Raw genomic sequence first — 21,505 nt, 5'->3', positions numbered from 1 at the left:
CATAGATCAGCGCCACCAGGTGATCCCAGCTCTTGAAGGACTTGTCGTAGCCATCCCCGTCCAGACCATCCACAACTGTCTGAAACCGCCGTCGACTGATCGGTTCAAGGAGCTTCCCAAAAATGCTACCGCGAAATCGCATGCTCGGCCTTCTGTGTCTCGACAACCAGAAAAGACCGGTTTGCCTCGGTTTTGCCGAGCATGCACTGCGACATAGCGATTCATTCCCCGGACAGCCCTGCCGCAAGCGGGGCGAGGTGAGACCGGATTCGCCGCTCGATTAGAGAGAACGACGCGCTACGCCACTGCGGGCAGGATGCGCGGGCTCACGACATATTCCTTCAGCACCTTGTCGTGAGTGTCGACCTCGGTGAGAACCACGTCGTAGCTCCAGAGGTCGGCGAGGTGCTGCAGCACGCGACGCGCATCGGTTTCGACCAGTTGCGATCCCTTGACGACGGTATGGCGCAGCATCAGCCGGCGATCGCCTTCAAGGTCGACATCGACGACCTCGATGTTGGGATCGATGAATCCGACATCGTATTGCCGCGCCAATTCGCGGCGCACCCGACGATAGCCACGCTCGTCATGGATGGCATCGACGCGGATGCCGGCGGTCTCCGCGGGATCGTCATGCAGGTGGAACAGGCGCAGGCGCCGTACCAGCCGCGGGCTCAGGAATTGGCCGATGAAGCTCTCATCGCGGTAGTTGGCCCAGACCTCGCGCAACACGCCCATGACGTCGCCCCTGCCGGCGATGTCAGGAAACCATTCGCGGTCCTCGTCCTCCGGCTCGGTCACGATCCGCTCGATGTCCTGCATCATCGCAAAGCCGAGCGCATAGGGGTTGAAGCCGGAAAAGCGGGGATCGTCGAATTCCGGCTGGAACACGACGTTGGTGTGCGACTGCAGGAATTCGAGGAAATTGCCGTCGGAAATGCGGTCCTGTTCGTGCAGCCGGTTCATGATGCGGTAATGGGTGTAGGTGGCGGTGCCCTCGTTCATCACCTTGGTCTGGCTCTGCGGATAGAAATACTGCGCGATGTGGCGAACGATGCGCAGCACTTCGCGCTGCCAGGGTTGCAGCCGCGGCGCGGTCTTCTCCAGGAAGTACAGGATGTTTTCCTGCGGCAGCCCGAGCAGGATGCGGCGGCGCTCCGCGGTCAGCGCAGCCCTGGTCTTCGCGGGTCCCGTCGGCACCGTGCGCCAGAGATCGTTGAAGGCGCTCTCCTCATGCGCGCGGCGCTCGCCGGCGCGTTTCTCCTCGGTGCGCAGGTCGAGCTTCTTCTTGCCGGGATAGCGATCGATGCCGTGCGACATCAAGGCATGCGCGGCGTCGAGCGTATGCTCGACCGCCCGCCGGCCGTGGCGATCCTCGCAGTGCGAGATATAGCCCTTGGCGAATTCGAGATAGTCCAGGATGCCGTCGGCATCGGTCCACTGCTTGAACAGGTAGTTGTTCTTGAAGAAATGGTTGTGGCCGAAGGCTGCGTGCGCGATCACCAACGTCTGCATGGTCGCGGTGTTTTCCTCCATCAGGTAGGAAATGCACGGCGAGGAGTTGATCACGATCTCGTACGCCAGTCCCATATATCCTTTGCGGTAGGACGCTTCCTGAAAGGCGAAGTGTTTGCCGAACGACCAGTGTTTGTAGAACAGGGGCATGCCGACCGACGAATAGGCGTCCAGCATCTGCTCGGCGGTGATGACCTCGATCTGGTTGGGATAGACGTCGAGACCGAGCTCCGATTTCGCGATCTCCTCGCAGGCATCGTGGACGCGCTGCAGCGTGCGGAAATCCCAGTCGGCGCCGTCGAACAGCCGCTCACCTGTCTTCGTCATGGCGTGGCCTTCTCCTGCTTGCCGCGACGCTTGAACAGGTCCTGGAACACCGGGAAGATCTCGCTGCGCTCGCTCACCTTGCGCATCGCCAGCGGCGCGCCCTCGTTGCGCAGGCGCTCGTAAAGGGTCCAGAGCGAGGAGTCCGGCATGTCGAAGGTGTAGTTTGCGGCCTCGCCGACCTCGAGATAGGCAAAGAACTGGGTGACCGGGAGGATCTGCTCGGTGAGCAGCCGTCCGGTCAGGAGGCTGTCGGAGGTCATGTTGTCGCCGTCGGAAGCTTGCGCGGCGTAGATGTTCCAGTCAGCCGGCCGAAAGCGGGTGCGTACGATATCGTGCATGGCCTGCAGCGCGCTCGAGACCAGCGTGCCGCCGGAAGCGGGGCCATGGAAGAACGTATCCTCGTCCACCTCTTCGGCGCGATCGGTGTGGCGGATGAACACGATCTCGACGTGGCGATAACGCCGCTTCAGGAACACGTAGAGCAGCATGTAGAACCGCTTCGCCAGGTCCTTCATGTGCTCCGACATCGAGCCTGAGACGTCCATCAGGCAGAACATCACGGCTTGCGCCACCGGCTTCGGCACAGTCTCGAAACGGCGGTAGCGGATATCGATGGGATCGATGAACGGGATCCGTTTGGCCTTGGCCTTCAGCGCCGCGATCTGCGCCAACAGTTCGGAGCGTCGCGGCTCCTCGGCCTCCGCCGCCTCCGCCTCGAGCTCGGCGATCTGTTCGGGCCGCGGCCGGCGCAGCGCGACGCGACGCGCCAGCGCGAGCTTGACGGTGCGGCTCACGGAGATGTTCGCGGGCGAGCCCGAGGTGGTGTAGCCGGCGCGATGCAGGCCTTCACTCTCCGCCTCCGCCAGCTTGCGCTTGGCGAGGTCGGGCAATTCCAGGTCGTCGAGGAACAAATTGACGAACTCGTCGCGGCTCAGGACGAAGCGGAACGCGTCCTCGCTGTCGCCCTCGCCCGGCCCCGTTCCGCGGCCACCGCCCTGGTTCGGACGCGGCAGGATATCGCCTTCGATGAACTTCTTGTTGCCGGGCAGCACCATGTCGCGGGTGCCGCCCTCGCGGCGGAAGCGCGGCTCATCCATGCCGTCGAGCGGTATGGTGATCTCACCGCCTTCCAGCACATCCTTGATGTCCCGGTCCTGCGATGTCTTCTTGACTGCTCCCTGAACCAGGGCCTTTGCGCGCCTCAAGAACCGCTGTCGGTTCTCAAGGCTCTTGCCGCCCGGATTCAGGCGCCGATCGACAATGTGCATCGTCACTTCGCATCCCGCCTCAGCCAGCCTGCTTCACCCGCATATACCATTCGACGAGACGGCGGACCTGCCGCTCGGTGTAGCCACGCTCCACCATCCGCGCGACGAAGTCGTCGTGCTTCTTCTCGGTCTCGCCGTCCTTCTTCGAACCGAACGAGATCACCGGCAGCAGATCCTCGACCTGCGAGAAGATCCGCTTCTCGATGACGTCGCGAACCTTCTCGTAGGAGGTCCAGTTCGGGTTCTTGCCGCCATTATGCGCCCGCGACCGCAGCGAGAATTTGACGACCTCGTTGCGGAAGTCCTTCGGGTTGGCGATGCCGGCGGGCTTCTCGATCTTGGTCAGCTCCTGGTTCAGAAGCTCGCGGTTGAGCAACTGGCCGGTGTCGGGATCCTTGAAGTCCTGATCCTCAATCCAGGCGTCGGCGTAATCGACGTAGCGATCGAACAGGTTCTGGCCGTAATCCGAATAGGATTCGAGATAGGCCTTCTGGATCTCGTTGCCGATGAACTCCGCGTAACGCGGGGCGAGATCGGCCTTGATGAATTCGAGATAGCGCTTCTCGACCTCCTCGGGCAGCTGCTCGCGGCGGATCGAATGCTCGAGCACATACATCAGGTGCACGGCATCGGCCCCGACCTCTGTCGTGTCGTGGTTGAAGGTGGCGGCGAGCACCTTGAACGCGAAGCGCGTCGAGACGCCGTCCATGCCTTCGTCAACACCGGCGGCATCGCGATATTCCAGGACGCTGCGCGCCTTTGGATCGGATTCCTTCAGGCTCTCGCCGTCATAGACCCGCATCTTGGCGAACAGCGTCGAGTTCTCGTGCTTGCGCAGGCGCGACATCACCGAGAAGCGCGCCAAGGTCTCCAGCGTCGCCGGCGCGCAAGGTGCGCTGGCAAGCTCGGAGCCCTGGATCAACTTCTCGTAGATCTTCTGCTCCTCGGTGACCCGCAGGCAGTAGGGCACCTTGATGACGCAGATGCGGTCGATGAAGGCCTCATTGTTCTTGTTGGCCTTGAAGCTCTGCCATTCCGCCTCGTTGGAGTGCGCGAGGATGATGCCGCCGAACGGGATCGCGCCGATATTCTCGGTGCCGATATAGTTGCCTTCCTGCGTCGCCGTGAGCAACGGGTGCAGCATCTTGATCGGCGCCTTGAACATCTCGACGAATTCGAGGATGCCCTGGTTGGCGCGATTGAGTCCGCCCGAATAGCTGTACGCGTCGGGATCGTTCTGCGCGTAGGTCTCGAGCTTGCGGATATCGACCTTGCCGACCAGCGAGGAGATGTCCTGGTTGTTCTCGTCGCCGGGTTCGGTCTTGGCGACCGCGATCTGCCGCAGCCGTGACGGCTGGATCTTGGCGACGCGGAATTGCGAGATATCACCGCCAAAGGCCTCGAGCCGCTTGTAGCACCACGGGCTCATCAGCCCGGTGAGGCGCCGCTGCGGAATGCCGTACTTCTCCTCCAGCATCGGCCCGAGCTGATCCGGATCGAACAGGCTGAGCGGGCTTTCGAACACCGGGCTCAGCTCGTCGCCGGCCTTCAGCACGTAGATCGGATGCACTTCCATCAACGCCTTGAGCCGCTCGGCGAGCGATGACTTGCCGCCGCCGACCGGCCCGAGCAGATAGAGGATCTGCTTGCGCTCTTCCAAGCCTTGCGCGGCGTGACGGAAGAAGCCGACGAGCCGCTCGATCGTGTCTTCCATGCCGTAGAAGCCAGCGAACGCCGGATAGGTGCGCATCGTGCGGTTCATAAAGATACGGCCAAGGCGAGGGTCCTTGGCCGTGTCGATCATCTGCGGCTCGCCGATCGCGGCCAATAGTCGTTCTGCTGCATTCGCATATCGCATCGGATCAGTTCGACACGACTCGAGATATTCCGCCATCGACATATCGCTCTGGCTTCGAGCCTCGAACGACCTAGCGAAAGCGTTGAACAGAGAATCGTTGTACATGATCCCTCTCCACGATATGTTGCGCCGCCTTACGAGAACGAGCCGGTTCGCCGAAACGTTCCTCGAATCACGGTCGGCATGCTGGATCTATTGGACACTCGCCAGCCTCCCTTCCGCAATGCGCGGCGCAAGCAGCAGCTGCCTTATCAACAAGCAGCCAGCCTAATAGTTCATCAAAAACGCGATTTGTCATTTACTTTCTTGGCCATGTAGCTGGTCCGCCACATCCGTGATTTTACCGGAATGCACGCCGGAGGACCGACAAAGACCAGGCTTCCCTGCCATCCGCAAATGCCGTTCTGACTGCCTTTCGCTGCCATCGCGCTGCTCCTTCACGCCTACGAACTGCCACAGGTTTGAACGCATCCGGCTTCTGCCGCGACTAAGTCCAACCCGCCAGCACATCGTGACGCAGCGTCGTCGCCGCGCCAGTCGAGGTGGCGCTTATCATTTCATATAGATCGCTTGCGTTCGCTGAACAGATCATGAAGCGTATTTTATTCTCCGTTCATCTTGTTGTCGCAGCCGCAATGCTCGCGGGAATTGGCCACAGTCGCGCCGAAGATGGCGTCGACGGCGCCAAGACCGCAGCTTTCGACAAGAGGATATTCGCAGGCCCCCTCGCCGAAAGACCTACGCCTGCTTCGTGCGCGGTTATGACGCCAATCATCTGGCGCAACGTCCGAAGCAGAAAGTGAGCGCGATGAAATTATTGGTGACGGCGGAGAACGCGCGGGAGGAAAAAACCACCAGCCACTCCTTCCGCCTTGGAATTAAGTACCGTCACCGCACCGGCAATTTCGACTCCAGCGGCTTTTGAGGCCATGTTGTCACAGAGGACGCGAGCAATGAAATCCGTTTCGATTGCGGCGTCGATTGTGAAGGTGGCGGTATCAATGTGGCATTGTCGAAAGACGACAAGTCCACCATCATCCGCCTTGAGCGGATCAGGACTTGGAATCGCAACAAGCCGGACCAAGAGGCCGAAGGCGCGCTCGTCGCCGGCGCGGACGACAAGATCTTTCGCGTCGATCGCGCAGACGCGGAAGAATGTGCCGAGCTTGTGACCGACCGCCGGGAACTCGCCGCCATCAGGCACAAATGATACGCTCGCGAAGTGGATAATACGCTCGTCGGCCAGCCAACTCAATTGAGGGAGGGTGCCATGCATCGCCGCAGCATCTTAGCCGGCGCGCTTACGACTTTAGGCGCCCTAGCCGGCTCACGCGCCCACGCCGTCACCGAGGCATCTCCTCCCGCCAACCTCAAGGTAGTCTATCACCTGAGCGACCTCGAAAAGGTCGACTTTGTGCTCGGCAACATCCAGAACCATTTCGACGGCGTCGGCGGACCCGAGAATGTGACCATTGCCCTCGTAGTCCACGGGCCGGCGCTGCGCGCGTTCCACGCAGCCTCCGCCAATCCCGACCTGTCGCGGCGCGTCCAGCAGTTTTCCAGGGATGGCGTCGAGCTTGCCGCCTGCGGCAACACCATGAAATCGCAGAATGTCAGCCTGAAGGAGCTCCTCCCCGGCTTCGTGGTCGCCGACGAGGGCGGCGTCGTCCGCCTCGCCGAGCTGCAGTCGCGGGGCTTCCTGTATCTCAGGCCGTGAACAGTGCACTGCACCGTCATAAAATTGTTCAGAGTTCGCGGTTGCATCGGATCAAATCCGAGGGATCGAACCTGTCAGGGTGGAGTTGTCTCTTTTTGATGCGCATATTCATTTTTGGCAGCCCTTTCCGCCCCGTGTTGACAATCCGGTCTCGCCCCAGAAAGCTGCTGGGGAACCCGTCCACCGACCCGATCGAGCAGAAACAGGCATCATGAACCCCGTCAAAACACTCGAAAACCACGGCCAATCGGTTTGGCTGGACTTCCTGGCCCGCGGCTTCGTCGCCAAAGGCGACCTCAAGCAGCTGATCGACGAGGACGGCGTCAAAGGCGTCACCTCCAACCCCTCGATCTTCGAGAAGGCGATCGGCAGCTCGGACGAATATGACGGGGCGATCGGCCATGCGCTGAAGAAGGGCGATCGCCCGGTCGCCGAACTGTTCGAGCATCTCGCCATCACGGACATCCAGCACGCCGCCGACGTGCTGCGTCCGGTCTATGACCAGCTCGACGGCAAGGACGGCTTCGTCAGCCTCGAAGTGTCGCCCTATCTGGCGATGGACACCAGGGGCACCATCGCCGAAGCGCGGCGGCTCTGGAAGGAGGTTCGGCGCAAGAACCTGATGGTGAAGGTGCCGGCGACGCCGGAAGGCCTGCCCGCGATCGAGCACCTGATCGGCGAAGGCATCAGCATCAACATCACGCTCCTGTTCTCGCAAAAGGTCTATCTCGAGGTCGCCGAGGCCTATCTGAAGGGCCTGGAGAAGTACGTCGCCGGCGGCGGCGACCCCTCGCACATTGCAAGCGTGGCGAGCTTCTTCGTCAGCCGCATCGACACCGCCGTCGACAAGCAGCTCGACGACAAGATCGCGAAGGCCAACGATCCCACCGAGAAGGAGCGGCTGGCGTCGCTGAAGGGCAAGGTCGCGATCGCCAACGCCAAGCTGGCGTACCAGGATTACAAGCGGATCTTCGCCGGTCCGCGCTGGGACAAGCTGGCGGCTAAGGGGGCAAAGCCGCAGCGGCTGCTGTGGGCCTCGACCGGCACCAAGAACAAGGACTACAGCGACGTCCTGTACGTCGAGGAGCTGATCGGCCCTGACACGGTCAACACCGTGCCGCCGGCAACGCTCGACGCCTTCCGCGACCATGGCAAGGTGCGCGACAGCCTCGAGGAGAACATCGAGGACGCGCGGCGCGTGCTCGATGAACTGGAAAAATCCGGGATCTCGCTGGACGCGATCACCGCCGAACTGGTCAAGGACGGCGTCAGGCTGTTCGCCGATGCCGCCGACAAGCTCTATGGCGCCGTGGCGTTCAAGCGCGCCACCTCGCTCGGCACCGGCATCGACGGCCAGAAGCTCAAGGTCGGCGGCGAGCTTGCCAAGGCAATCGAAGAGAATACCGAGGAATGGCGTGCCTCGGCCAAGGTCCGCCGGCTTTGGCAGAAGGACAAATCGGTCTGGACCGGCGAGGATGAGGACAAATGGCTGGGCTGGCTGACCAGCCCGGCGAAGGCCGACATCGCCGACTACGAGGATTTCGCCGAGCGCGTGAAGGGCCAGAAATTCACCGACGCGGTCGTGCTCGGCATGGGCGGCTCCAGCCTGGGGCCGGAGGTGCTGGCGGAGACCTTCGCCAACAAGAGCGGCTTCCCCAAGCTGCACGTGCTCGATTCCACCGACCCGGCGCAGGTGCGGGCGATGGAAGCAGCGGTCGATATCTCGAAGACGCTGTTCATCGTCTCCAGCAAATCCGGCGGCACCACCGAGCCGAACGTGATGAAGGACTATTTCTTCGACCGCGTCTCCAAGACGATCGGCGCCGCCAAGGCCGGCCACCGCTTCATCGCAGTGACCGATCCCGGCTCGTCGCTGGAGAAGACGGCGAAGCGGCAGGGTTTTGCCCGCATCTTCTACGGCGAGCCCACGATCGGCGGCCGCTACTCGGTGCTCTCCCCCTTCGGCCTGGTGCCGGCGGCAGCCGCCGGCATCAATGTCCGCAGCCTGATCAAGCATACGCTGTCGATGGTGCGCTCCTGCGGCGCCGACGTGCCGCCGCACGAGAACCCGGGCGTGCAGCTCGGGCTCGCGATGGGGCTCGCCGGCCTCGAAGGCCGCGACAAGGTGACGATCACCTCGTCCAGGAAGATTGCCGATTTCGGCGCCTGGGCCGAGCAGTTGATCGCGGAATCCACCGGCAAGGACGGCAAGGGCCTGATCCCAATTGACGGCGAGACGCTGGCCGAGCCGGCTGCCTACGGCGACGACCGCTTCTTCATCGACCTCCGCACCGAGGGCGAGGACGACGCCGAGCATGACGCCCGGCTGGACGCGCTGGAGCAGGCCGGCCATCCCGTGGCCCGCATCGTGCTGCCGTCGACCGACCATATCGGCCAGGAGTTCTTCCGCTTCGAGATCGCGACGGCGGTCGCAGGCTCGGTGCTCGGCATCAACCCGTTCAACCAGCCGGATGTCGAGGCGGCCAAGATCAAGACGCGCGAATTGACCGCAGCCTTCGAAAAGACCGGATCACTGCCAGCCGAACAGCCGGTGGTCTCCACCGCCGAGGCCGACCTCTACACTGACGCCCACAACGCCGCCGAGCTGCGCAAGGCCGGCGCCGACGGCACTCTCGGCTCATGGCTCAAGGCGCATTTGTCGCGCTCGCACCGCGGCGACTATGTCGCCCTGCTCGCCTATATCGAACGCGACAAAGCGTTCATCGACGCGCTGCAAAAAATGCGGCTTGCCGTGCGCGACGGCAAGCATCTCGCCACCTGCGCCGAGTTCGGACCGCGCTTCCTGCACTCGACCGGCCAGGCCTACAAGGGCGGCCCCGACAGCGGCGTGTTCCTGCAGATCACCGCCGATGATGCTGCGGACCTGCCGGTGCCAGGCCGGAAGGCGAGCTTCGGCGTCATCAAGGCGGCGCAGGCGCGCGGCGATTTCGACGTCTTGACCGAACGCGGCCGGCGCGCGCTGCGCGTCCATCTCAAGGGCGGACTCGGCCCGGCGCTAGCCACGCTGGACGCCGCACTTAACGAAGCCCTCAACTAGAGCATGGTCCCGAAAAACCGGACACCGGTTCTCGGATCACGCGCAACAGTCAAGGACATGAGAACATGCAGCTCGGCATGATCGGCTTGGGGCGGATGGGTGGCAACATCGTCCGCCGGCTGATGGCCCACGGCCATACCGCCGTGGTCTACGACAAGGATCCGAAGGCGGTCGCCGCGCTCGCCGCCGACGATGCCTTAGGCTCCGCCTCGCTAGAGGAATTCGTGCTCAAGCTGGAGCAGCCGCGCACCGCCTGGGTGATGCTGCCGGCCGGCAAGATCACCGAGGCGACAATCGAGGCGCTGTCCAAGCTGATGCAGCCGGGCGATACCATCATCGACGGCGGCAACACGTTCTGGCAGGACGACGTCCGCCGCGGCAAGGCGCTGAAGGAGCGCGGCCTGAACTATGTCGACGTCGGCACCTCCGGCGGCATCTGGGGCATCGAGCGCGGCTACTGCATGATGATCGGCGGCGAGAAATCCGTCGTCGACCGGCTCGACCCGATCTTCAGCGCGCTTGCACCCGGCCTCGGCGACATTCCGCGCACGCCGCACCGCGAGGGCCGCGATCCCCGTATCGAGCAGGGCTACATCCATGCCGGCCCGGTCGGCGCCGGGCATTTCGTCAAGATGATCCATAACGGCATCGAATACGGCCTGATGCAGGCCTATGCCGAGGGCTTCGACATCCTCAAGAATGCGAGCAGCGAGGCGCTCCCGCCGGATCACCGCTTCGATCTCGAGATCGCCGATATAGCCGAGGTCTGGCGCCGCGGCAGCGTGATCCCGTCCTGGCTGCTCGATCTCACCGCCATCGCGCTCGCCGAGAACGCCACCCTCGATAATTATTCCGGCTTCGTCGAGGATTCCGGCGAAGGCCGCTGGACCGTCAATGCCGCGATCGACGAGGCGGTGCCCGCGGAAGTGCTGACGGCGGCGCTGTTTGCCCGCTTCCGCTCGCGCAAGGACCACACCTTCGCCGAGAAGATCCTCTCCGCCATGCGCGCCGGTTTCGGCGGCCACCGGGAGCCGCCACAAAGCGCGAAGAAGAGCTAGGGAAGGCCTAATGATGACGAACGGTCACGCGCAAAAGAAACCCGACCCTTGCTCCTTCATCATCTTCGGCGTCACAGGCGACCTCGCGCACCGGCTGGTGATCCCTGCCCTCTATAATCTCGCCGCGACCAATCTGTTGCCCGACAGATTCTGCATCGTCGGCGTCGCCCGCGGCGGCATGTCGAACGAGGAATTGAACGCGAGCCTGATGAAGGGATTGCGCCAGTTCGCGACCCGTCCGGTGGATGAGACCGTCGCCAAACGCCTCTTCGAATGCGTGACCGCGGTCGAAGCCGACCCGAAGGATCCCGCCTCCTTCGACAGGATGGCGAGCGAACTCAAGGAACGGGAAGCGGCGCGCGGCACCGGCGGCAACCGGCTGTTCTATTTGGCCACTCCGCCGGGCGCCTTCCTGCCGATCACCAAGCAATTAGCCCGCACGGGCATGCTGGCCGAAAACGGCTATTGGCGGCGGATCGTGATCGAAAAGCCGTTCGGTACAGACCTTGACTCGGCAAGGCACCTCAATACCGAGTTGCTGAAGCTGGTCGACGAGCATCAGATCTACCGGATCGATCACTACCTCGGCAAGGAAACCGTCCAGAACATCCTGGTGCTGCGCTTTGCCAACGGCATGTTCGAGCCGATCTGGAATCGCAACCATATCGATCATGTGCAGATCACCGTCGATGAGAAGCTCGGCGTCGGCCATCGCGGCAGCTTCTATGATTCGACTGGCGCGCTGCGCGACATGGTGCCGAACCATCTGTTCCAACTGATGTCGCTGGTCGCAATGGAGCCGCCGATCCGCTTTGACGCGCATTCGGTGCGCACCGAGAAGGCCAATGTGCTGGCCGCGATCCAGATCCAGAGCGAAGAGGAAGCGCTGCACAATTCGGTGCGGGGGCAGTATCGCGGCGGCAAGATCGGCGACACCGTGATCGAGGACTATTGCAAGACCACGGACGTCAAGCCCGGCAGCGCCACCGAGACCTATGCCGCGCTCAAGCTGATCATCGACAATTGGCGCTGGGCCGGCGTGCCGTTCTATCTGCGCACCGGCAAGGCCCTAGCCGCCAAGCGCACCGAGATCGCCATCAAGTTCAAGCAGGCGCCGTTCGCAATGTTCCGCGACACGCCGATCGACCAGCTCTCGCAGAACTACCTCGTGATCTCGACCGAGCCGACCGAGGGCATCGAGCTGCAGTTCAACACCAAGGTTCCCGGCCCGACCATCAACATCGACGGCGTCGAGATGAAGTTCCGCTACAAGGATTACTTCAAGGCCGAGCCGTCCACCGGCTATGAGACGCTGATCTATGACTGCATGATCGGCGACAACATCCTGTTCCAGCGCGCCGACAGCGTCGAGGCCGGCTGGCAGGCCGTGCAACCCTTCCTCGATGCCTGGAAGAAGGCTGGCGGCGCCGGCCTGCAGCCCTACAAGGCCGGCTGCGAGGGTCCTGAGGCCGCCAACGCGCTTCTGACCCGCGACGGCCGTAGCTGGCGAAAGCTCGGCTGACCATGACCGCCGTCGGCCGCCGCCAGATCACCACCGTCGCCGATCCCGCAGCGCTGGCGAACGCCGCAGCCGAACGCGTGCTGGCGCGGATGGCCACGAACAGCGGCCGGATCGCGATCTGCCTGACCGGCGGATCGAGCCCGAAAGCGCTCTACCGGTTGCTTGCGACCGAGCCGTACCGCGCCAGGATCCCGTGGGACCGCGTGCACTGGTTCATCGGCGACGAGCGCTTCGTGCCGCCTGACGATCCCAGGAACAACATGGCGATGGCGCGCGCGACATTCCTGGATCGCTACGCGCCCGCCCCCCACATCCATCCGATCCCGACCTATGCCGCCAGCCCCGATGAAGCGGCGGAGCGCTATGCGCGCGAGCTGAAATCGTTCTACGGCGCGGAAGATCTGGACGCCGCCCGTCCGCTGTTCGATCTGGTGCTGATGGGTGTCGGGCCGGATGGACACACCGCCTCGCTGTTTCCGAACTACCCAGCGATCGAGGTGATCGACCATTGGGCGGTCGGCGTGCCCAAGGCCAATGTCGAACCGTTCGTGCCGCGCGTCAGCCTGACCCTGCCGACGCTGGCTTGCTGCCGCGAAATGCTGTTCGAGGCCGCGGGCAAGGAGAAGCGCGCAATCCTGACCCGCGTCTTCGCCGGCGAGAACCTGCCGGCGAACCGCGCGCAATCGATTGGCGAGACGGTCTGGTTGATCGACGAGGCGGCGCGGCCGGAGAATTTTAGTGGCTGATCCGGCAACCCTCTGCGCCCTCGTCGTGATGGGCGTCTCCGGCTCAGGCAAGAGCACGATCGGCGAGACGCTCGCGGGGCGGCTCGGCTGGCGTTTCGAGGACGGTGATCGCTTTCACCCCGCAAGCAATGTCGCGAAAATGAGCGCAGGCCAGCCGCTCACCGATGACGATCGCCGCCCCTGGCTGCAGGCAATCGCCGATGAGATCGACCGCGTCTGCAAGGCCGGCGAGCGCCTGGTGGTCGCCTGCTCGGCGCTGAAGCGCGCCTACCGCGACATCCTCCTGCATGGACGCAGTGACGTCGGCATCGTCTTCCTCGACGGGACCGAGGCGCTAATCGCGAGCCGGCTCGCCCATCGCAAGGGCCATTTCATGCCGCCGGGCCTCCTCGCCAGCCAGTTCCAGACCCTGGAGCCGCCGGCCCTGAGCGAACACCCGATCACCGTCTCGATCGACGCGACGATCGAGACCATCGTCGACGCCATCATCCGCCAAATGAAGTAGCCCCATGACCCGCATCGCCCTGCTCGTTTCCGACGTCGACGGTACGCTGCTGACCAAGGACAAGGTTTTGACCGACGCCGCGCGAGCCGCCGCCCACAAGCTGCATGCGGCGGGTATCGGCTTCACCATCGTCTCCAGCCGCCCCTCGATCGGCATGGGATTTTTGATCGAGCCGCTGGCGATCACGCTGCCGGTCGGTGCCTTCAACGGCAGCTCGATCATCGATCCGCAGCTTAAGCCGATCGAGCAGCACCTGATCCCGCCGGCGACCGCGCGGCGGGCCATCGATCTGCTCCGCGAATTCGGCGTCGACATCTGGCTGTTCACCAACGACCGCTGGCTGACGGCCAATCTCGACGGCGAATATGTCGCGCACGAGCGGCACACCATCAGGCACGAGGCGACCATCGTGACGGATTTCACGCCCTATCTCGACCAGGCCTGCAAGATCGTCGGCGCCTCTTCCGACGCCCCGCTGCTCGCGCGCTGCGAAAGCTCGATGCAAGAGGCCGTCGGCACCGAGGCGACCGCCGTCCGCTCGCAAACCTATTATCTCGACGTCACCCCGCCCGGCCACGACAAGGGCACCTTTGTCGAGGCAATGGCAAAACGATTGGGCATTCCGACCGAGGCGGTGGCAACCATCGGCGACATGCGCAACGATTTGCCGATGTTTGCGAGGAGCGGCGTTCAGTTCGCGATGGGCAACGCCAGCGACGAGGTCAAGAGCCAGGCGAAGTTCGTAACCGACAGCAACGAGCATGACGGCTTCGCCAAGGCGATCGAGATGGTGCTGAACTATAACGAGACCGCGTGACGGCGAATGCACCGCCGTCCCGTCAGCTCTCCTTGCTCCCCGCGCCCTCGACAAAATCCACCGGCGTCTCTTTCTTGACGCTCGTCCCAAGCAGCGTTGCGTCCCAGTTGGTCAGACGGACGCAGCCGTGGGATTCCGATTTGCTGATCTTCGATGGTTCAGGCGAACCATGGATTCCGTAACCCTCCCCTGAAAGCCCGATCCAATATAGCCCGACCGGATTGTTCGGGCCGGGCTTGATGACGAACGGCCGCTTGGCGTGCACGCCCTTGAACTTGTACGCCGGGTTGTAGCGGTAGAAGGGATTGGCGTCGGACGAGATCACCTTGAGCGTGCCGCTCGGCGTCGGCTTGTCCTCGCTGCCGACGGTTGCCGGAAAGAAGGCGACCAGCGCGCCGCCGCCGTCGAAGGCCTTGACGGTCTGCCGCGACTTGTCGACCTCGATCCGCGCCACGTTCAGCTTCAGCTGGGGATCGCGACCGTTGACGACAAGAATGGTCTCGCCGGCGCGGTCGAACTTCTTGCCGGGGTTGAGCTGGGCCAGCAGCCCCTCGCTCATGTGGAATTTCTCCGCAAGCGCCTCGCGCGCATTCTTGTAGCCGAGCGCCGGCAGCGATTTCATCGCCTCCAACTTGGCGGGAATGCTCCTGATAAACGGTCCTTTCACATCCTTTTCGGAGATCGTGTAGCTCGTGATGATGTCGCCTTGGGCAGTCTCGTTCAGCTTTGCCCAGATCTCCGGGGTGAGCGTCTTTTGGAACGTCAGGCCCTTAGCTTCCGCGAACGCCTGTAGCGCCTTGCGCGTATTCTCGGCAAACTTGCCGTCGATCTCTCCGGGCGAGAACAGCGCGCGCTCGAGCAGCACCTGGGCCTTGATGATTGTCGCGTCGGCCTTTTCCTCGGACGCGGGGCGAGCCCGGTACCCGGCCTTGTTGATCGCCGCGGCATCAAGGCCGGCAGCGAATGCCTGCCCCGACATCAGACATGCAAGCAGCGCTGCGGCGAACAGGCGAGCCATTGCCGATCCTCCAACCAGATATTTGCAGACAATGATCGTTGACCCCGCCGGTTCCTTCGCGCGGGTCCGGGCGGCAGGCTATTTCGACCGCTGCACGGCCGGCTTCTCGGCCGCCCGCTTGGCGTCGCTGAGATTGTGCGCGGTGTTGATCAGCGCGATATGAGTCAGCGCCTGCGGGAAATTGCCGGTCTGGCGGCCGGCGACGGCGTCGTACTCTTCGGCGAGCAGGCCGAGGTCATTGGCAAGCGCGATCACGCGATCGAACAGCGTTTGCGCCTTCCCGACCTCGCCCGCGAGCACATAGGCGTCGGCAAGCCAAAGCGTGCAGGCGAGGAAGGCGCCTTCGATCGGCTGCTTCTCCTCGGAGACTTCGCGCGGGTCGTGCCGCATCACGAAGCCGTCGCGGATCAGGTGTTGCTCGGTCGCGGCCAAGGTGCCGAGGATTCGCGGATCGGTCGGCGGCAGGAACCCGACCGCCGGCAGCAGCAGCAGGCTGGCGTCAAGCAGTGTCGAACCATAGGATTCGACGAACGAATTGAGCTCGGGGTCGAATCCCCTGGCGCAGATGTCGCGGTGGATTGTCTCGCGCAGCATCCGCCATTTGTCGAGCGGCGCCTTGAGGCCGAATTGTTCGACACTCTTGATGCCGCGGTCGAAGGCGACCCAGGTCATCACCTTCGAAAAGACATAGTGCTTGCCCGCGCCACGACGTTCCCAGATTCCGTGGTCCGGTCGGTCCCATTCTTCCGCAAGGTGTTCGAGCACAGCGCATTCCAGCGACCAGCTCGCATCGTCGAGCTGCAACTTCGCGACGCGCGCCTGGTGGAAGGCGTCGATCAATTCGCCGTAGACGTCGAGCTGCAACTGCGCATGCGCGGCGTTGCCGATGCGCACCGGCTGCGCGCCCTCATAGCCGGGCAGCCAGACCGCTTCCCACTCCAGAAGCCGCCGCTGGCCCATGATGCCGTACATGATCTGCATGTTGGCCGGCGCCCCCGCGGCCGCGCGCAACAACCAATTGTGCCAGGCCAGCGCTTCCTCGGTGTAGCCCGAGTTCATCAGCGCCAGCAGCGTGAAGGTCGCATCCCGCAGCCAGCAGTAGCGGTAGTCCCAGTTACGCTGGCCGCCGAGTTTTTCCGGCAGCGAGGTCGTGGGCGCCGCGACGATGCCGCCGGTCGGCGCGAAGGTCAGTGCCTTCAGCGTGATCAGCGAGCGCAGTACGAGGTTGCGACCAAACCCCTCATAGGTGCAGCGGCTCGACCATTCGGTCCAGAACGCTTCGGTGTCCTGCAAGGCTTGGGCGGGATCGATCGGCCCGGGAACCGGCAGATGCGAGGGTCCATAGGTCATCACGAAAGGCAAGCTCTCGCCTTCGCCGACCGTGAATTCGGCCACCGTGGTCATGTTATGTCCGTGGGTCTCGACCGGCGAGCGGAGCACGATCATGTCCTGCCCCGCGATCGCCAGCAGCGCCGATCCGTCCTCGCTCTTCTTGACCCAGGGAATATCCGCGCCCAAGCCGAAACGGATGATCAGCTCCATCCGCAAGGCGACGGTGCCCTTCACGCCATGCACCAGCCGGACGACGTCGGACGCATTGCCGCGCGGCGGCATGAAATCGATCAGCTCGACGACGCCGCTTTCGGTCTCGAACCGCGTCTCCAGGATCAGCGTGTTGTCGCGGTAACGGCGGGACGTCTTGATGATGGTCCCAGCTGGCGCGATCAACCAGCGGCCATGCCTGTTGTTGCCGAGCAGCGCCGCGAAACAGGCATCGCAATCGAAGGCGGGCCAGCACAGCCAGTCGATCGATCCGTCGCGGCCGACAAGCGCCGCCGTCTCACAATCGCCGATCAGTCCGTAATCCTCGATCCTGCAAGACACGGTGGCGACTGCTCCTCTCTTGTTTGAGCATGATCTCCGCGCAAACGCCGCGCCTTAGTCGCGAGGGAAAACCGGTTCCCACTTTTGCGGATCATGCTCCAGGTTTATGCGGACGACCGTGCGCGCGTGGCGTTCTTCAGTGCTTCGACATCGATGGCGGAAGCAATATGCTCGATCGACACCGGCAGCCGCCGCCGCCAGTTCGGATGTTCGTCGACGGTGCCGGGGATGTTCGGCTGGTCGACCAGGCCGAGCAGGTCCTCCAGCGAGATCGTCAGCAGGCGGGACCTGGTCCGGGAGAGGAAAGTAGCGACCGAATAAAGATCATGGCGGTCGATGCCATTCTGGCGCAGCACCTCGTCCAGCATGCCCAGCGCATGCCAGCGCGCCTGGTCGCTTTCGCCCGGATCGATGCCGAGCGAACGCTTCAGCTTCAAATCGCTGAACGAGCGCCAGCCGGCATAGGTCGCAAGATCATGGGTGTTGAAGGTGACGAGCGCATTGGCGGCGTAACGGTCGGTGCCGCGAAACGCCCCGGTGTCGTCGCGCTCGAACATCATCACGAGATAGGACCAGATGCCCCAGTCGTTCATCTGCTCACGAAAACCGTCCGGCACGGTGCCGAGATCCTCGCCGATCACGACGCACCGATGCGCCACGCTCTCCTGCGCGGTTGCGGCCAGCATCGCCTCGAACGGCATCTGCACATAGGCGCCATTCTCCGGACCGAAGCCCTGCGGCACCAGATAAAGCCGCTTCAAGCCGAGCACATGATCCAGCCTGATCGCGCCGGCATGGCGCATCGAGGCACGCAGCATTTCCCGATACGGCTCGAAGAAACGCATTTCGAGGCCAGCGGCGTTGAAGCCGGCAAGACCCCAATCCTGCCCGGCGGTGTTGAGCGGGTCCGGCGGCGCGCCGACGCCGAGCAGGCGCGAGATCGCGTCCTGCTCGTTCCAGGCATCGAAGCCGTCGGACTGCACGCCGACGGCGACATCGAGATAAAGCCCAACCTTCATGCCGAGCTGGTGCGCCAGCGCCTTGCATGCCGCAAGCTGCCGGTCAGCGTTCCATTGCACGAACTCGACGAATTCGATCTCGCCGAAATCGGCGCCCTTGCGCAGGCGGCTGCACTTGCCGTCGTCCGGCCGCCGCCATTCTTCGGGCCATTCCCACCAGGGCTGGTTGAACTTTTTCCGCAACACCTCGAAACACGCGAAGCGCGACAAGAGCGGCCCGCGCTCGCTCCTGAAGCGTTCGAAGTCCTGACGGCGCTCGAGCGTCGGGCTCGCCTTGAAGCTCGCAAACGCGGAGCGCAGCGCCTGCCATTTTGACGCCGCAACCGCACGATAGTCGACGATGTCCCCGGCGCGCAGTTGCGCGAGCTTGTCCTTCGCGCTGGGATCGACGCGGAATTCCGGCAGCTTCTCGACGTCGATATAGAGCGCGTTGAGGAACAGCCGGCTGTTCGGCGAATAGGGGCTACAATCACTGGGGCGGTCATCGAACAGCGCATGCAGCGGGTTAAGTCCGACACCACCGGCACCCAATTGATGGGCGAGTTCGATCAAGCCCCGCAGATCGGTGAAATCGCCCATGCCCCAATTGCGCGCGGAACGCACGCTGTAGAGCTGGACCGCAAGCAGCCAGCAGCGGTCGAAATCGCCGCCAAAGGCACGTTCCGGTGCGACAATCAGCGGCAGCTCTTCGGTCGATCCGGCAGCATCGTTCAGGCGGAGCTGGTACACCCCGACCGGCAAATCCTGCGGCCAGGATATCGTCCGGTCGCCCGCCTCACCCTTCGCCATCATTTTGCCACCAGCCGAAATCGTCCATCCGACCGGCAACTTGGCGTCGATCGAAAGCTCCGAGGGCGCCGGGCGGCCGCGCCGCACGACAACCGGCTGATCGATCCACCGGCGTGGCTCGCGCGGCGGCAAGGCGTCGAGGATCGTTTTCAACGCAGCCGCGTCTGTCACACGGCGGTGGCCCTGACCGTCGATATATTCGGTCGTAATTCCAAGGTCTCTGGCTTTGGCGTAGGGGTCCATTCGGCACGCGCTTTGCACATGACCCGGGAGAGTGGGTCACGAAATTATGTAGATGCGGGAAGGGGATAGATGACGTTTAACTCGCTGTCCTTCGAGGCGTTCCATGGGAACCAATGTCCCATGAGCGGCTTTCTATATCAGTCCGGAGCGTATCCTTCACGCAACGGGGGCGTCATTTCCTTGTCAATGGCGGCATCACCGTGAACAAAACCGCTCAAACTGTCGAGAGTGCCGCCGGCACTTTCCATATCGAAGACGTCTATCCGCTGATCGATGGCGGCCGCTACCCCGTGAAACGCATCGTGGGGGAGCCCGTTGAGGTCTGGGCCGACGTCTATCGCGACGGGCATGACATCGTCGCTGCAGAACTGATCTGGCGCGGCGAGCTCGACCACGAATGGCGGCGCGAGCCGATGACCATGCACGGGAACGATCGCTGGTTTGGCTCCTTCGTCCCCGACACGCCCGGCCGTTATTTCTATGCGATCGAGGCCTGGACCGACGAATTCGCCACCTGGCGGCACGGCTTTGAGCTGAAGCAGAAGGCCGGCACCGATGTGACGCTCGATGCCATCGAAGGCGCGGGCATGCTGACCAAGGCGCAGGCCGGCGGACGAGCGGCTGCGGCCATCATCCTCAAGCAGTGCGAGACCTATCTCCAGACCGGCGATCCGGCTGCCCTGCTCACACCTGAATTGCAGGACGCGATGGCCGAAAGCCAGTCGCGACCCGACCTGACGCGCTCACAGCTCTTCCCGTTCGTCGCCGACCGGCCGCGGGCGCGCTTCGGCTCCTGGTATGAGATGATCCCGCGCAGCCAGGGCAAAGTCGAGGGACAGCACGGCACCTTCCGCGACTGCATCGACCGGTTGCCTGACGTCGCGGCGATGGGGTTCGACGTGGTCTACTTCACGCCGATCCATCCGATCGGCAAGATCAACCGCAAGGGACGCAACAATGCGGTCACCGCCAAGGAAGGCGATCCCGGCAGCCCCTACGCGATCGGCTCGGCCGAAGGCGGCCACGACGCCATCCATCCGGAATTGGGCACGTTGCAGGACTTCCGCGCCTTCGTCGCGGCATGCAGAGAGCACAACATGGAAGTCGCGCTCGACTTCGCGGTGCAATGTTCGCCGGACCATCCCTGGCTGAAGGAACATCCGCAATGGTTCAAGAAGCGCCCCGACGGTTCGATGCGCTATGCGGAGAATCCGCCGAAGAAATATGAGGACATCGTCAACCCGGATTTCGGCTGCGAGGATTCAGGCTCGCTGTGGAATGCGCTGCGGGACGTGATCCTGTTCTGGGTCGACCAGGGCGTGAAGATCTTCCGCGTCGACAATCCCCACACCAAGCCGTTCCCGTTCTGGGAATGGCTGATCCACCAGGTGCAGTTGCACCATCCCGACGTGATCTTCCTCGCCGAAGCCTTCACCCGGCCGAAGCTGATGAAGGGATTGGCAAAACTCGGCTTCACCCAGTCCTATACCTATTTCACCTGGCGCACCCAGCGCTGGGAGCTGGAGCAATACCTGATCGAGCTCACCCGTTATCCGGAGCGCGACTTCTACCGACCGAATTTCTTCGTCAACACGCCCGATATCCTGCCCTTCCATCTGCAGGGCGGCGAACCCTGGATGTTCAAGTCGCGCGTGGCGCTGGCGGCGACGCTGTCCGGCACCTACGGCATCTACAACGGTTTCGAGCTGCTGGAGCACGAGCCGATCCCCGGGCGGGAGGAATATCTCGATTCCGAGAAATACGAGATCAAGGTGCGTGACTGGGACAAGCCCGGCAACATCAAGCCCTATATCCGTGCCCTCAACCTGGCGCGCCGCGCCAACGCAGCGTTGCAGCAGACCAGCAATCTGCGTTTCCTGCCCATCGAGGACGGCAACGTAATCGGGTTCGTCAAGGAATCCGTCGACGGGAGCAACACGGTTGCGGTCGCAATTGCATTGTCGCGCGACGCCCACGAAGTCTGGCTGCCGCTCGGCGATGTCCAGACGGGCACCGGCGATGAGCGCCGCCACGTCGCTGCGGTCGAGAACCTGATCACGGGCGAACGCCATGCACTCGACTGGGGCGGCATCCGGGTGCGGATTGACCCGATGCGCGATCCGGCGGTGCTGTTCCGCTGCCTGGCCTGAAGGGGGCGGTG

15 protein-coding genes and 1 pseudogene are annotated in these 21,505 nt (G+C 63.4%); 9 read left to right on the top strand and 7 right to left on the bottom strand.

What is annotated here, in order from left to right; all coding sequences use genetic code 11:
• From YY7_RS58645 to YY7_RS0130715, 4 genes are all read right to left on the bottom strand, one after another.
• On the bottom strand, positions 1-142 hold a 142-nt coding region (locus YY7_RS58645), incomplete at its 3' end, for a DUF4372 domain-containing protein (protein ID WP_155255381.1).
• Positions 143-297: 155 nt separating this feature from the next.
• Positions 298-1,842 (bottom strand): SpoVR family protein, encoded by a 1,545-nt coding sequence (locus YY7_RS0130725; protein WP_028166582.1) that lies wholly within the window; start codon positions 1,840-1,842, stop codon positions 298-300.
• Complete coding sequence (locus YY7_RS0130720; RefSeq protein ID WP_035691318.1) at positions 1,839-3,110, bottom strand: YeaH/YhbH family protein; 1,272 nt, start codon at positions 3,108-3,110, stop codon at positions 1,839-1,841. The genes YY7_RS0130725 and YY7_RS0130720 overlap by 4 nt, the downstream gene beginning before the upstream one ends.
• Positions 3,111-3,129: 19 nt before the next feature.
• The gene (locus YY7_RS0130715; protein WP_028166580.1) at positions 3,130-5,073 is read right to left on the bottom strand and encodes a PrkA family serine protein kinase; all 1,944 of its coding nucleotides are present in this window, start codon (positions 5,071-5,073) and stop codon (positions 3,130-3,132) included.
• Positions 5,074-5,558: 485 nt separating this feature from the next.
• Here YY7_RS0130715 and YY7_RS63575 point away from each other — a divergent pair.
• The 8 genes and pseudogenes from YY7_RS63575 to YY7_RS0130670 all read left to right on the top strand — a co-directional run bounded on the left by YY7_RS63575 (position 5,559) and on the right by YY7_RS0130670 (position 14,391).
• Positions 5,559-6,178: pseudogene (locus YY7_RS63575) on the top strand (hypothetical protein).
• 60 nt (positions 6,179-6,238) lie between these two features.
• Positions 6,239-6,685 (top strand): DsrE family protein, encoded by a 447-nt coding sequence (locus YY7_RS0130700; protein ID WP_028166577.1) that lies wholly within the window; start codon positions 6,239-6,241, stop codon positions 6,683-6,685.
• 211 nt (positions 6,686-6,896) lie between these two features.
• Positions 6,897-9,743: a bifunctional transaldolase/phosoglucose isomerase gene (locus YY7_RS0130695; RefSeq protein WP_028166576.1), complete on the top strand. Its 2,847-nt coding sequence runs from the start codon at positions 6,897-6,899 to the stop codon at positions 9,741-9,743.
• Positions 9,744-9,808: 65 nt separating this feature from the next.
• Positions 9,809-10,801: a phosphogluconate dehydrogenase (NAD(+)-dependent, decarboxylating) gene (gnd, locus tag YY7_RS0130690; RefSeq protein WP_028166575.1), complete on the top strand. Its 993-nt coding sequence runs from the start codon at positions 9,809-9,811 to the stop codon at positions 10,799-10,801.
• A 10-nt stretch (positions 10,802-10,811) separates the two neighbouring features.
• Positions 10,812-12,323: a glucose-6-phosphate dehydrogenase gene (gene zwf / locus YY7_RS0130685; protein ID WP_028166574.1), complete on the top strand. Its 1,512-nt coding sequence runs from the start codon at positions 10,812-10,814 to the stop codon at positions 12,321-12,323.
• A gap of 2 nt (positions 12,324-12,325) precedes the next feature.
• The gene (gene pgl / locus YY7_RS0130680; RefSeq protein ID WP_028166573.1) at positions 12,326-13,069 is read left to right on the top strand and encodes a 6-phosphogluconolactonase; all 744 of its coding nucleotides are present in this window, start codon (positions 12,326-12,328) and stop codon (positions 13,067-13,069) included.
• A 28-nt stretch (positions 13,070-13,097) separates the two neighbouring features.
• Positions 13,098-13,574 (top strand): gluconokinase, encoded by a 477-nt coding sequence (locus tag YY7_RS0130675; RefSeq protein WP_051397014.1) that lies wholly within the window; start codon positions 13,098-13,100, stop codon positions 13,572-13,574.
• Between the two features lie 4 nt (positions 13,575-13,578).
• Positions 13,579-14,391: a Cof-type HAD-IIB family hydrolase gene (locus YY7_RS0130670; RefSeq protein ID WP_028166571.1), complete on the top strand. Its 813-nt coding sequence runs from the start codon at positions 13,579-13,581 to the stop codon at positions 14,389-14,391.
• Positions 14,392-14,413: 22 nt separating this feature from the next.
• On the opposite strand, the gene YY7_RS0130665 is transcribed toward YY7_RS0130670, so the two are convergent.
• From YY7_RS0130665 to malQ, 3 genes are all read right to left on the bottom strand, one after another.
• The gene (locus tag YY7_RS0130665; protein ID WP_028166570.1) at positions 14,414-15,409 is read right to left on the bottom strand and encodes a L,D-transpeptidase family protein; all 996 of its coding nucleotides are present in this window, start codon (positions 15,407-15,409) and stop codon (positions 14,414-14,416) included.
• Between the two features lie 78 nt (positions 15,410-15,487).
• Positions 15,488-17,293 (bottom strand): glycoside hydrolase family 15 protein, encoded by a 1,806-nt coding sequence (locus YY7_RS0130660; protein ID WP_028166569.1) that lies wholly within the window; start codon positions 17,291-17,293, stop codon positions 15,488-15,490.
• 104 nt (positions 17,294-17,397) lie between these two features.
• Positions 17,398-19,344, bottom strand: a complete 1,947-nt coding sequence (gene malQ / locus YY7_RS0130655; RefSeq protein WP_028166568.1) for a 4-alpha-glucanotransferase — start codon at positions 19,342-19,344, stop codon at positions 17,398-17,400.
• A gap of 200 nt (positions 19,345-19,544) precedes the next feature.
• On the opposite strand from malQ, the gene YY7_RS0130650 reads away from it, so the two are divergent.
• Complete coding sequence (locus YY7_RS0130650) at positions 19,545-21,494, top strand: alpha-1,4-glucan--maltose-1-phosphate maltosyltransferase (RefSeq protein ID WP_028166567.1); 1,950 nt, start codon at positions 19,545-19,547, stop codon at positions 21,492-21,494.
• The last annotated feature ends 11 nt before the right edge of the window (positions 21,495-21,505 follow it).

Origin of the sequence: Bradyrhizobium elkanii WSM2783, assembly GCF_000472865.1 — a bacterium.
Classification (GTDB): Bacteria; Pseudomonadota; Alphaproteobacteria; order Rhizobiales; family Xanthobacteraceae; genus Bradyrhizobium; species Bradyrhizobium elkanii_A.
Note: the sequence above shows the minus strand (reverse complement) of the source record. Positions and strands in the feature narration are given on the sequence as shown.